Raw genomic sequence first — 12,558 nt, forward strand, 5'->3', positions numbered from 1 at the left:
TCCCCGTGAATTACCAAAGCACTGCACTATAAGCCAAAGCACTGCGCACCGAGTTACCGTACGGCAGATAAGCGCTGCAATACAAGCCCCCAGGCCTCCGGAGACGGCAACAACGGCCGTGCAGGTGCGATAACAGGTGCACTGTTTCAAGTGTAGCGAAAGTTATTTTCGTTGTTGCCAATAATTATTGGCTTATCACCACGGGCAACGCCAAGCGTTATTTAAGCCGGCACGCTGTTGCAGCGTGCCTTATTCCGTCATTCAATTGCGTGGGGCATAAGCGAATACATCGGCGCGCATTTGATGCGCATCCATGCCGGCTTCGACCAGGGCATCGAGAGTGGCATAGATCATGTTCGGCGAGCCGCTGGCATAGACATGCACACCGGCCAGGTCGCTGATGTCTTCACACACCGCCTGGTGCAGCAAGCCGCAGCGCCCTTCCCAACCACACAGATCGCTGACCACCTTGTGCAGGAACAGGTTGGGCAGGTGTTCCCATTCGGCCCAGTGCTCGATCTGGTAGAAGTCGTCCGGCAGGCGCACGCCCCAGTACAGGTGCACCGGGTGCTTGAAACCGCTGGCCCGGCAATGCTCGATCAGGCTGTGCATCTGCGCCATGCCGGTACCGGCGGCGATCAGCACCAGCGGGCCGTCGGGCAACTCCGCCAGGTGCGTGTCGCCAAACGGCATCTCGAGCCGTGCCATGCCATTGCGTTGCAACTGGGCGATCAGCTCAAGTGCGCTGTTCTCGCGGGCCAGCACATGCAGCTCAAGGTCGCGGCCACTGTGCGGTGCCGAGGCCAGCGAGAAGGCGGCCTTGTCGCCGCTGTCACGCTCGATCATCAGGTACTGCCCAGCATGGTAGCGCGGTGGCTTGCCGGCTGGCGCACGCAGGCGCACGCGCCAGACGTCGCCGCCGACTTCCACGCATTCGCTGAGCTGGCAGGCCAGGGTCCGTACCGGCAATTCGCCCAGGGCCAGCACGCCATCCCACAACAAGACACAGTCCTCCAGAGGCTCGGCGATGCAAGTGAACAGCTCGCCGTGATCACGCTCGACGCCATCCTGGCGCACCCGGCCTTCGACCAGCAGCGCGGCGCAGACATGGCAGTTACCGTTGCGACAGCTCTGCGGGCAGTCGTAGCCCAGGCGCCGCGCCGCATCCAGAATCCTTTCTCCGGGCTTGAGCGCCAACACGGCCCCGGACGGCTGCAAGGTTACCTGCATTTAGTCTATTCCCAACTGATGCCAAAGCTCATCGATCCGCCGAGTGACGGCTTCATCCTTGACGATGACCCGGCCCCACTCGCGGGTGGTTTCACCCGGCCACTTGTGGGTGGCATCCAGGCCCATTTTTGATCCCAGCCCGGACACCGGCGAAGCAAAGTCCAGGTAATCGATCGGGGTGTTGTCGATCATCACCGTATCGCGCTTGGGGTCCATCCGCGTGGTAATTGCCCAGATCACGTCGTTCCAGTCCCGCGCATTGATATCGTCGTCGGTGACGATAACGAACTTGGTGTACATGAACTGTCGCAAAAACGACCAGACACCCAGCATTACGCGCTTGGCGTGGCCCGGGTACTGCTTTTTCATGGTCACCACCGCCATGCGGTACGAGCAGCCCTCAGGCGGCAGGTAGAAGTCGGTGATCTCCGGGAACTGCTTCTGCAGGATCGGCACGAACACTTCGTTCAGCGCCACGCCGAGGATCGCCGGCTCATCTGGCGGACGGCCAGTGTAGGTGCTGTGGTAGATCGGCTTGGTGCGGTGGGTGATGCGCTCGACAGTGAACACCGGGAAGCTGTCGACTTCGTTGTAGTAACCGGTGTGGTCGCCGTACGGCCCTTCCGGGGCCATTTCGCCCGGATGGATCACGCCTTCGAGAATGATTTCGGCTGTCGCCGGCACCTGCAGGTCGCTGCCACGGCATTTGACCAGCTCGGTGCGGTTGCCGCGCAGCAGGCCGGCGAAGGCATATTCGGACAGGGTATCAGGCACCGGCGTCACAGCACCGAGAATGGTCGCCGGGTCGGCGCCCAGGGCCACGGCCACCGGGAAGGGTTGGCCGGGGTGCTTTTCGCACCATTCGCGATAGTCCAGGGCGCCGCCGCGATGGCTCAGCCAGCGCATGATGACCTTGTTGCGGCCGATTACCTGCTGGCGATAGATACCCAGGTTCTGGCGGTCCTTGTTCGGCCCGCGGGTAACGGTCAGGCCCCAGGTGATCAGCGGCGCAACGTCGCCCGGCCAGCAATGCTGCACAGGCAGCAGGCCCAGATCGACATCGTCGCCTTCGATGACTACTTCGTGGCACGGCGCATCCTTGACCACCTTCGGCGCCATTGCCACGACCTTTTTGAAGATCGGCAGCTTCGACCAGGCGTCCTTGAGGCCTTTCGGCGGCTCGGGCTCCTTGAGGAAGGCCAGCAGTTTGCCGATTTCGCGCAGCTCGCTGACCGACTCGGCACCCATGCCCATGGCTACCCGCTCCGGGGTACCGAACAGGTTGCCGAGCACCGGAATGTCGAAGCCGGTAGGTTTTTCGAACAGCAGGGCCGGGCCTTTGGCGCGCAGGGTGCGGTCGCAGACTTCGGTCATTTCCAGGACTGGAGAGATCGGCACCTGGATGCGCTTGAGTTCGCCGCGCTGTTCCAGGCCACGGATAAAGTCGCGCAAATCGCGATACTGCATGCAAAAGCCTCGTATTGGCTGCCGTAGCGGTCGGGCTGCAGAGTGTAGCGCCGAACTCGGCTGCTCAGAATAGCCAAAGTACAGATAGCAAAAAGCCGGGTCGCCCCGGCTCTTGCCCAGCGCAGCAGTTTACTTGCGCTTCATCGACAAGAAGAACTCGTCGTTGGTCTTGGTCTGCTTGAGTTTGTCGATCAGGAACTCGATAGCAGCAACTTCATCCATCGGGTGCAGCAGCTTGCGCAGGATCCACATGCGCTGCAGCTCGTCGTCGGCGGTCAGCAGCTCTTCGCGACGGGTACCCGAACGGTTGATGTTGATGGCCGGGAAGACACGCTTCTCGGCGATCTTGCGGTCCAGGGGCAGCTCCATGTTGCCGGTACCCTTGAACTCCTCGTAGATCACTTCGTCCATCTTCGAGCCGGTTTCGACCAGCGCGGTGGCGATGATGGTCAGCGAACCGCCTTCTTCGATGTTACGCGCGGCACCGAAGAAACGCTTCGGCTTCTCCAGGGCGTGGGCATCGACACCACCGGTGAGGACCTTGCCGGAGCTCGGGATCACGGTGTTGTAGGCACGGGCCAGACGGGTGATGGAGTCGAGCAGGATGACCACGTCTTTCTTGTGTTCAACCAGGCGCTTGGCCTTCTCGATGACCATTTCGGCAACCTGCACGTGGCGGGTTGGCGGCTCGTCGAAAGTCGAGGCAACCACTTCGCCGCGCACGGTGCGCTGCATTTCGGTCACTTCTTCCGGGCGCTCGTCGATCAGCAGGACGATCAGGTGGCACTCGGGATTGTTACGGGTGATGTTGGCCGCGATGTTCTGCAGCATGATGGTCTTGCCCGCTTTTGGCGGAGCGACGATCAGGCCGCGCTGGCCTTTGCCGATCGGGGCGCAGAGGTCGATAACCCGGCCGGTGAGGTCTTCGGTGGAACCGTTGCCGGCTTCCATCTTCAGGCGCTCGTTGGGGAACAGCGGCGTCAGGTTCTCGAACAGGATCTTGTTCTTCGCGTTTTCCGGCCGGTCGAAGTTGATGGTGTCGACTTTCAGCAGGGCGAAGTAACGCTCGCCTTCTTTTGGCGGGCGGATCTTGCCGACGATGGTGTCGCCGGTACGCAAGTTGAAACGGCGGATCTGGCTTGGCGACACGTAGATGTCGTCCGGGCCGGCCAGGTACGAGGCATCGGCCGAGCGCAGGAAGCCGAAGCCGTCCTGGAGAATCTCCAGCACGCCGTCACCGGAGATTTCCTCGCCGCTTTTCGCATGCTTTTTCAACAGGGAGAAAATCACATCTTGCTTGCGCGAACGGGCCATATTTTCTATGCCCATCTGTTCGGCCATTTCGAGCAGATCGGTAATCGGCTTTTGCTTGAGTTCAGTCAGGTTCATAAGGGGAGTGACGTAATCATGTAAGAAGGGGGAATTAAGCTTCTGGCTTAATGAAGCCGCGCCGCAAAGAAGGCGACAGGATCGCGTACTGATTCGAATTAGGGATGCGTCGGCGACGGCGTGCAGAGGGCACCGAAGAAACAGTGCGAGGCCGAATGTAACACCTGCTTTTTCTGGCGTCTAGTCACCAGATAAAGAAAAGCCCCGACGAATGCGGGGCTTTTTTCACTCAGATATTGGCGTCCAGGAAGGCTGCCAGCTGAGATTTCGACAGTGCACCGACCTTGGTGGCCTCGACGTTGCCGTTCTTGAACAGCATCAGCGTCGGGATGCCACGCACGCCGTGCTTGGCCGGGGTTTCCTGGTTGTCGTCGATGTTCAGCTTGGCGACGGTCAGTTTGCCCTGGTAGGTAGCGGCGATGTCGTCCAGAACCGGCGCGATCATTTTGCAAGGGCCGCACCATTCAGCCCAGTAGTCGACCAGCACCGGGCCTTCAGCCTTCAGAACTTCGGCTTCGAAGGTGGCGTCGGTGACGTGTTTGATAAGATCGCTGCTCATGGAAGTCTCCAAGGTCGTAAGCAAAAAAACGTGGCCCATCATAGCTGCACCCGCCGCCTACAGGAAGCCGGGAACGATTGAGTGTAACTATAGTTGTGCATGACCGCGCATATCGCTGCTGTCACGGGAAAGTCATATTTCCCGCACAACCTGCCCCATATCAAGCCTTGATACGCTGCGCGTTGGCGCCAGCGCCGGATCGTGGCAGGATTGCCGGGTTATCGACCGAGAACCCATGACCATGCCGCAAACCACAGCCAAGAATCTGTCCTTGATCGCTGCCATAGACCTGGGCTCCAACAGTTTCCACATGGTGGTCGCCAAGGCCCACCATAGCGAGATCCGCATCCTGGAGCGGCTCGGCGAAAAAGTTCAGCTGGCCGCCGGCATCAACGAAGAGCGCCAGCTCAGCGAAGAGTCCATGCAACGCGGCCTGGACTGCCTCAAGCGTTTTGCCCAACTGATCAACGGCCTGCCCGATGGCGCCGTACGCATCGTTGGCACCAACGCCCTGCGCGAGGCGCGCAACCGTGGCGAATTCATCCGCCGCGCCGAAGCCATCCTTGGCCACCCGGTGGAAGTCATCTCCGGTCGTGAAGAAGCCCGCCTGATTTACCTTGGCGTGTCCCATACCCTGGCCGACACCCCGGGCAAGCGCCTGGTCGCCGACATCGGCGGCGGCAGCACCGAATTCATCATCGGCCAGCGGTTCGAGCCGCTGCTGCGCGAAAGCCTGCAGATGGGCTGCGTCAGCTACACCCAGCGTTATTTCCGCGACGGCAAGATCACCCCGGCGCGCTACGCCCAGGCCTACACCGCCGCACGCCTGGAGCTGATGAGCATTGAAAACGCCCTGCACCGCCTGACCTGGGATGAAGCCATCGGCTCTTCGGGGACCATCCGCGCCATTGGCCTGGCGCTGAAATCCGGTGGCATGGGCAGCGGCGAGGTCAATGCCGAAGGCCTGGCCTGGCTCAAACGCAAGCTGTTCAAGCTGGGGGAAACCGACAAGATTGACTTCGACGGGGTCAAACCCGACCGCCGGGCGATATTCCCGGCGGGCCTGGCGATCCTGGAAGCGATTTTCGACGCCCTTGAGCTGCAACGCATGGATCACTGCGACGGCGCTCTGCGCGAAGGCGTGCTCTACGACCTGCTTGGCCGCCATCACCACGAAGACGTACGTGAGCGCACCCTGACCTCGCTGATGGAGCGTTATCACGTTGATCAGGGACAGGCGGCACGGGTCGAGCGCAAGGCCCTGCATGCCTTCGACCAGGTGGCCAAGGACTGGGACCTGGAAGACGGTATCTGGCGTGAACTGCTGGGCTGGGCGGCCAAGGTGCATGAAGTGGGCCTGGACATCGCCCACTACCATTACCACAAGCACGGCGCCTACCTGATCGAGCACTCCGACCTTTCCGGCTTCTCCCGGGAAGACCAACTGATGCTCGCGCTGCTGGTACGCGGCCACCGGCGCAACATTCCCAAGGACAAGTTCGCCGAGTTCGGCGACGACGCCGCCAAGCTGATCCGCCTGTGCGTGCTACTGCGCTTTGCGATCCTGTTCCACCACATCCGCGGCACCCAGCAGATGCCCACGGTGACCCTGCACGCCAAAGGCGACAGCCTGGACGTCGAGTTCCCTGTGGGCTGGCTGGATGAAAACCAGCTGACCCAGGCCGACTTCGGCCTGGAGGCCGAGTGGCTGGCCCGGGTCGGCTTCGTACTCAGCGTACGATAAGCACCGGGTTGCTCAGGCGCTCGAGCAGAGTGGCCTGGGCACTGCGCGGGTTCTGGTTGCCGGTTGGCGTGCTGCGTACGTAGCGGCCATCCGGCTGCAGGATCCAGGCGTGAGTGTTGTCGGTCAGGTACCCTTCCAGTTCCTTTTTCACCCGCAGGATCAGCTTCTTGCCCTCGACCGGGAAGCAGGTCTCGACGCGCTTGTCGAGGTTGCGCTCCATCCAGTCGGCGCTGGAGAGGAACATCTGCTCTTCGCCGCCATTGAGGAAGTAGAACACCCGCGTGTGTTCGAGGAAGCGGCCGATGATCGAGCGCACCTGAATGTTGTGCGATACCCCGGCAATGCCCGGGCGCAGGCAGCACATGCCACGCACCACCAGATCGATACGCACCCCTGACTGGCTGGCCTTGTACAGCGCGCGAATGATCTTCGGATCGGTCAGCGAGTTGAACTTGGCGATGATGTGCGCCGGCTTGCCGTCGAGGGCGAACTGGGTTTCGCGCGCGATCATGTCGAGCATGCCCTTTTTCAGGGTGAACGGCGCGTGCAGCAGCTTCTTCATGCGCAAGGTCTTGCCCATGCCGATCAGCTGGCTGAACAGCTTGCCGACGTCTTCGCAGAGGGCGTCATCGGAGGTCAGCAAGCTGTAGTCGGTGTACAGGCGGGCGTTGCCGGCGTGGTAGTTACCGGTACCCAGGTGCGCGTAGCGGACGATCTCGCCGGCTTCGCGGCGCAGGATCAGCATCATCTTGGCGTGGGTCTTGAAGCCGACCACGCCGTAGATCACCACCGCACCAGCAGCCTGCAGGCGGCTGGCCATCTGCAGGTTGGACTCTTCGTCGAAACGCGCACGCAATTCGATCACCGCAGTGACTTCCTTGCCGTTACGCGCGGCGTCGACCAGCGCGTCGACGATCTCCGAGTTGGCACCGCTGCGGTACAGGGTCTGGCGCACGGCGAGGACGTGCGGGTCCTTGGCCGCCTGGCGCAGCAGGTCGACCACCGGAGTGAACGACTCGAAGGGGTGCATCAGCAGGATGTCCTGCTTGCTGACCACGCTGAAAATGTTCTCGCTGTTCTGCAACAGCTTGGGGATCGCCGGGGTGAACGGCGTGTATTGCAGCTCCGGGTGGCTGTCCAGGCTGGTGATGCTGAACAGCCGGGTCAGGTTGACCGGGCCATTGACCTGATACAGCTCGCTCTCGCTCAGGCTGAACTGCTTGAGCAGGTAGTCGGAGAGGTGTTTGGGGCAGGTGTCGGCCACTTCCAGGCGCACGGCATCACCATAACGGCGCGAGAACAGCTCGCCGCGCAGGGCCCGGGCCAGGTCTTCGACATCCTCGGAGTCCAGCGCCAGGTCGGCGTTACGGGTCAGGCGGAACTGGTAGCAGCCCTTGACCTTCATGCCCTGGAACAGGTCATCGGCGTGAGCGTGGATCATCGAGGACAGGAACACATAGTTGTCGCCAGCCCCCCCGACTTCCTCCGGCACCTTGATCACCCGCGGCAGCAAACGCGGCGCCGGGATGATCGCCAGGCCCGAATCACGGCCGAAGGCATCGACGCCTTCAAGCTCGACGATGAAGTTCAGGCTCTTGTTCACCAGCAACGGGAACGGGTGGGTCGGGTCGAGGCCGATCGGAGTGATGATCGGTGCGATCTCGTCACGGAAGAAGCGCCGCACCCAGGTCTTGAGCTTGGTGTTCCAGTGCCGGCGGCGGATGAAGCGGATCTGGTGTTTTTCCAGCTCCGGCAGCAGCACGTCGTTGAGGATCGCGTACTGGCGATCGACTTCGCTGTGCACCAGCTCGCTGATCCGCGCCAGCGCCTGGTGCGGCTGCAAGCCGTCGGCGCCGGCCTGTTCACGGGCGAAGGTGATCTGTTTCTTCAGGCCCGCCACACGAATTTCGAAGAACTCATCCAGGTTGCTGGAGAAGATCAGCAAGAACTTCAGCCGCTCCAGCAATGGATAGGACTCATCCAGCGCCTGTTCCAGCACGCGGATGTTGAACTGCAGCTGGGACAATTCGCGATGAATGTACAGGCTGCTGTCGTCCAGGCCGGGAATGACGATGGCCGGCGCGGCCACCGGTGCCGGAGCTGGCGCCTCTACCGCAGGGGCTTCGAGCGCAGGCTCGGCAACCGCAGGCGGTTCCGGCGGGGTCTCGACCATCTGCTCGGGCACAGGCTGGGCGTCTTTCACAGCGACGTCGGTAAGTACTTCGTTATTCATCTAGCGTTCCTGAAGGGCGTTACTGCCCTCTCATCAATTGAGCAGCGCGAACAGCGAAATAGGTGAGGATGCCATCGGCGCCCGCCCGTTTGAAAGCGGTGAGGGATTCAAGGATAACCCCTTCACTGAGCCAGCCGTTCTGAATCGCCGCCATGTGCATGGCGTACTCGCCGCTGACCTGGTACACGAAGGTCGGCACTTTGAATTCGTCTTTGACCCGGTGAAGAATATCCAGGTACGGCATGCCCGGTTTGACCATGACCATATCGGCACCTTCCGACAGGTCGGCGGCCACTTCGTGCAGGGCCTCGTTACTGTTGGCCGGGTCCATCTGGTAGGAGGCCTTGTTGGCCTTGCCCAGGTTCAGCGCCGAGCCGACCGCATCGCGGAACGGGCCGTAATAGGCGCTGGCGTACTTGGCCGAGTAGGCCATGATCCGTACGTTGACGTGACCGGCCAGCTCCAGGGCTTCACGGATGGCCTGGATGCGGCCGTCCATCATGTCCGATGGTGCGACCACCTGGGCACCGGCTTCGGCATGGGACAGCGCCTGGCGTACCAGGGCATCGACGGTGATGTCGTTCTGGACGTAGCCTTCTTCATCGAGAATGCCGTCCTGGCCGTGGGTGGTGAATGGGTCCAGGGCAACGTCGGTGATCACCCCCAGTTCCGGGAAACGCTCACGCAGGGCACGAGTGGCACGCTGGGCAATACCGTCGGGATTCCAGGCTTCGGCGCCGTCGAGGGATTTCTTTTCCACCGGGGTTACCGGGAACAGCGCGAGGGCCGGAATGCCCAGTTTTACCCACTCTTGCGCAGCTTCCAGCAACAGGTCGATGGACAAACGCTCGACGCCCGGCATCGAGGCGACTTCTTCGCGGCGGTTTTCGCCATCGAGGACAAACACCGGGAGGATCAGGTCATCGACAGTCAGAACATTTTCGCGAACCAGACGACGGGTAAAGTCGTCACGACGGTTGCGACGCAGACGGGTGGCAGGAAACAAACGGTTAGCGGGGGTAAAGCTCACGGCAGACTCCTGAGCCCGCGCAGGCGGGCGAGCGCGACAGTTATAAGCGGCCATTATGACGCCTGTATGACAGCCAAGGGCAACCCTGCGACTTGAGGACGCAGTCATTGTCCTTGTAGGAAATGTTCACGTCGAGACACATTTGGACACTTTCCCCAAAGGCCACGAAGGGTTAGGCTGCGCGTTCATTTCGCCAGCACCCAGAAAATGCTCCAACAATTCCTGCAGGATTTCGGCTACTTTGCCCTTTTTCTCGGCACGTTTTTCGAAGGTGAGACCATCCTGGTTCTCGCAGGCTTCCTTGCGTTCCGCGGATACATGGATATCAACCTGGTGGTCGTAGTGGCCTTCTTCGGCAGCTACGCGGGCGACCAGCTGTGGTACTTCATGGGGCGCCGCCATGGGCGCAAACTGCTGGCGCGCAAACCGCGCTGGCAGATGATGGGCGACCGTGCGCTGGAGCACATTCGCCGTCATCCGGACATCTGGGTTCTGAGTTTCCGCTTCGTCTATGGCCTGCGCACGGTGATGCCGGTGGCCATCGGCCTGTCCGGCTACCCGCCGCGCCGCTACCTGCTGCTCAACGGCATTGGCGCAGCCATCTGGGCCCTGGCCCTGGGCGCCGCTGCCTATCACTTCGGCGCCATTCTCGAAGGCCTGCTGGGCAACGTGAAGAAATACGAGCTATGGGTGCTCGGCGGCCTGCTGGTGCTCGGCGGCTGCCTGTGGCTGCGCCGGCGATTCAAGGCTGCCCGCGTTGCGCGCAAGGAAGCGGCTGCCGTAGAGGCCGAACAGGCTGAGCAAGCTGTAGCCAAGCAGCAAGACCCAAGCCAGGGCGGTGACCGGCCATAAGCCGGTAGTCCCGGCCAGCAGCATGGCCGGGGCATTCAACCCCAGACGCAGCAGCTCCAGCCTCAAGGCCCAGGGCCGGTTCTCCAGCGCCGTGCCCAGCACGAACAAACCAAACGCCATCAAGCCCCAGCCCAGCAGCAATGCGCCGACCGACAGCTGCTCGGCGTGCTCCATCAAGTAACTGCCCAACGCCACATAAGCCGCGAACTGCACAACAACATAAAGCTGCTGCGGCCAGGCCAGGGGCACCTCGAACTTCTCGAAGCGGCTCAAGTCCTGCTTGGCCTGTGGATAACGCCGGGCCACGTCATCCGGGCGCCAGCCAGTGGGCATGAACCAGATCCGCAGCTTGTCCCACCAGCGCTCGGCCCGCCGCGCATCGCTCCATAGCTGGGCATAGAACTGCAGGTTGGCCCACAGCGGGTTCCAGCTGGCCAGCGGCGTGGTCACGCCGAATATCACCGGCTCGTTGTCATCCTCTTCCTGGAAGGTGCCAAACAGACGATCCCAGACAATGAACACTCCGCCGTAGTTGCGATCCAAGTACAGAGGATTCTGCGCATGGTGGACACGATGATTGGACGGGGTAATGAACAGCCATTCGAACCAGCCCAGTTTCGGAATGTGCCGGGTGTGCACCCAGAACTGGTACAGCAGGTTGAGCGCCGCGACGGTGATGAACACCAGCGGCGGCACGCCCAGCACGGCCATCGGCAGGTAGAAGATCCAAGACAGCAAGAAGCCGCTGCTGGTCTGGCGCAAGGCCGTGGACAGGTTGTAGTCCTCGCTCTGGTGATGCACCGAATGAGCGGCCCAGAGGATGTTGCGCTCGTGGCCCATACGGTGCAGCCAGTAATAGCAGAAGTCATACAAGACAAACGCCAGCACCCACACCCACAGCGCCTCGCCCGGCAGTTTGAACAGTGCCAGATGTTCCCAGGCCAGGGCGTAGGTAACCAGGCCCACGCCCTTGGTCAACAGGCCGGTGGTGGTCGACAGCACCCCGGCGCTGAGGCTGTTGATAGCATCCGCCAGGCGATAGGTACGCATGCCCCGCCACTGGTCGGCGAGCAGTTCGACCACGATCAGAACGAAGAAAAACGGTACCGCCAACAGGATCAGGTCCATGGGTTATCCATCTCCAGGCTATCCAGCAAGATTAGGCCGGGAATGGCACAACCCCTATGGCCACATCTGCCAAACTAGAGGACATTTAGCGCCTCGAATCGGGAGTAGTGAGCATGACCCAGAAAAAAGTTGCTGTGATTCTTTCCGGCTGTGGCGTTTATGACGGCGCCGAAATTCACGAAAGCGTGATCACCCTGCTGCGCCTGGATCAGCGCGGGGCGCAAGTGCAGTGCTTTGCGCCAAACATTGCGCAGATGCATGTGATCGATCACCTGACCGGCGAAGAAATGCCCGAGACTCGCAATGTGCTGGTGGAATCGGCGCGGATCGCCCGCGGCGAGGTCAAGGACCTGCGTGAAGCCGACGCCAAGGACTTCGACGCACTGATCGTGCCGGGCGGCTTTGGCGCGGCGAAAAACCTCTCGAATTTTGCCGTGGAAGGCGCCGGATGCAGCGTGCACCCGGACGTCCTGGCCCTGGCTGAAGCTTTCGCCGAAGCCGGCAAGCCGGTCGGCCTGATCTGCATCTCACCGGCCCTGGCGGCGAAGATCTACGGCCCCGGCGTGGTCTGCACCATCGGTAACGATGCCGGCACCAGCGCGGCCATCGTCAAGATGGGCGGCACCCATGAGGAATGCGATGTCCATGACATCGTCGAGGACACCCAGCGCAAGCTGGTCAGCACCCCGGCCTACATGCTGGCCAAAAGCATCAGCGAAGCGGCAGGTGGCATTTACAAGCTGGTCGACCGGGTGCTGGAACTGACCCACGAGAATGACTGAACACTGGAGTGAGGCACAGATCCACTGTGGGAGCCGGCCTTGCCGGCGATGAGGCCTGTACAGTCAACACCTCATTGCTGCCTGACTTTCGACCGCTGCGCGCTCGATCGCTGGCAAAGCCAGCTCCCACAGGGTGATCGCCAG

At 61.7% G+C, this 12,558-nt stretch carries 9 protein-coding genes and 1 pseudogene; 3 read left to right on the plus strand and 7 right to left on the minus strand.

The window, feature by feature from the left end; translation table 11 throughout:
• Positions 1 to 261: 261 nt before the first annotated feature.
• From LOY45_RS25800 to trxA, 4 genes are all read right to left on the minus strand, one after another.
• Positions 262 to 1,230: a CDP-6-deoxy-delta-3,4-glucoseen reductase gene (locus LOY45_RS25800; protein WP_115084775.1), complete on the minus strand. Its 969-nt coding sequence runs from the start codon at positions 1,228 to 1,230 to the stop codon at positions 262 to 264.
• Positions 1,231 to 2,697: a 4-hydroxy-3-polyprenylbenzoate decarboxylase gene (gene ubiD / locus LOY45_RS25805; RefSeq protein ID WP_115084774.1), complete on the minus strand. Its 1,467-nt coding sequence runs from the start codon at positions 2,695 to 2,697 to the stop codon at positions 1,231 to 1,233. It abuts the gene before it with no gap.
• Positions 2,698 to 2,826: 129 nt separating this feature from the next.
• Complete coding sequence (rho, locus tag LOY45_RS25810; RefSeq protein WP_028942380.1) at positions 2,827 to 4,086, minus strand: transcription termination factor Rho; 1,260 nt, start codon at positions 4,084 to 4,086, stop codon at positions 2,827 to 2,829.
• 229 nt (positions 4,087 to 4,315) lie between these two features.
• The gene (gene trxA, locus LOY45_RS25815; RefSeq protein WP_045201042.1) at positions 4,316 to 4,645 is read right to left on the minus strand and encodes a thioredoxin TrxA; all 330 of its coding nucleotides are present in this window, start codon (positions 4,643 to 4,645) and stop codon (positions 4,316 to 4,318) included.
• A 241-nt stretch (positions 4,646 to 4,886) separates the two neighbouring features.
• Between trxA and ppx the strand changes: the two genes are divergently transcribed.
• The gene (ppx, locus tag LOY45_RS25820) at positions 4,887 to 6,389 is read left to right on the plus strand and encodes an exopolyphosphatase (RefSeq protein WP_115084999.1); all 1,503 of its coding nucleotides are present in this window, start codon (positions 4,887 to 4,889) and stop codon (positions 6,387 to 6,389) included.
• On the opposite strand, the gene ppk1 is transcribed toward ppx, so the two are convergent.
• Complete coding sequence (gene ppk1 / locus LOY45_RS25825; RefSeq protein ID WP_134064911.1) at positions 6,376 to 8,622, minus strand: polyphosphate kinase 1; 2,247 nt, start codon at positions 8,620 to 8,622, stop codon at positions 6,376 to 6,378. The two genes, ppx and ppk1, sit on opposite strands and share 14 nt — an antisense overlap.
• A 19-nt stretch (positions 8,623 to 8,641) precedes the next feature.
• Positions 8,642 to 9,652, minus strand: a complete 1,011-nt coding sequence (hemB, locus tag LOY45_RS25830) for a porphobilinogen synthase (protein ID WP_115084772.1) — start codon at positions 9,650 to 9,652, stop codon at positions 8,642 to 8,644.
• Between the two features lie 207 nt (positions 9,653 to 9,859).
• Between hemB and LOY45_RS25835 the strand changes: the two genes are divergently transcribed.
• Entirely contained in the window at positions 9,860 to 10,504 is a 645-nt protein-coding gene (locus tag LOY45_RS25835) for a DedA family protein (protein WP_166675748.1), read from the plus strand.
• 501 nt (positions 10,505 to 11,005) lie between these two features.
• Here the strand turns inward: LOY45_RS25835 and LOY45_RS25840 are convergent.
• Positions 11,006 to 11,632 (minus strand): annotated as a pseudogene (locus tag LOY45_RS25840) (sterol desaturase family protein); the annotation flags it as partial.
• A gap of 113 nt (positions 11,633 to 11,745) precedes the next feature.
• Here LOY45_RS25840 and elbB point away from each other — a divergent pair.
• A complete protein-coding gene (gene elbB / locus LOY45_RS25845; RefSeq protein ID WP_115084769.1) occupies positions 11,746 to 12,414 on the plus strand; it encodes an isoprenoid biosynthesis glyoxalase ElbB in 669 nt (222 codons plus the stop codon).
• Positions 12,415 to 12,558 lie beyond the last annotated feature (144 nt).

The sequence above is a fragment of the Pseudomonas wadenswilerensis genome (genome assembly GCF_024749185.1).
Classification (GTDB): domain Bacteria; phylum Pseudomonadota; class Gammaproteobacteria; order Pseudomonadales; family Pseudomonadaceae; genus Aquipseudomonas; species Aquipseudomonas wadenswilerensis.

Bases quoted from the DNA above. Each gene is read 5' to 3' on its own strand.
- rho (WP_028942380.1), bottom strand. From the start codon at position 4,086: ATGAACCTGACTGAACTCAAGCAAAAGCCGATTACCGATCTGCTCGAA.
- LOY45_RS25835 (WP_166675748.1), top strand. From the start codon at position 9,860: ATGCTCCAACAATTCCTGCAGGATTTCGGCTACTTTGCCCTTTTTCTC.
- ppk1 (WP_134064911.1), bottom strand. From the start codon at position 8,622: ATGAATAACGAAGTACTTACCGACGTCGCTGTGAAAGACGCCCAGCCT.
- elbB (WP_115084769.1), top strand. From the start codon at position 11,746: ATGACCCAGAAAAAAGTTGCTGTGATTCTTTCCGGCTGTGGCGTTTAT.
- ppx (WP_115084999.1), top strand. From the start codon at position 4,887: ATGCCGCAAACCACAGCCAAGAATCTGTCCTTGATCGCTGCCATAGAC.
- ubiD (WP_115084774.1), bottom strand. From the start codon at position 2,697: ATGCAGTATCGCGATTTGCGCGACTTTATCCGTGGCCTGGAACAGCGC.
- LOY45_RS25800 (WP_115084775.1), bottom strand. From the start codon at position 1,230: ATGCAGGTAACCTTGCAGCCGTCCGGGGCCGTGTTGGCGCTCAAGCCC.
- trxA (WP_045201042.1), bottom strand. From the start codon at position 4,645: ATGAGCAGCGATCTTATCAAACACGTCACCGACGCCACCTTCGAAGCC.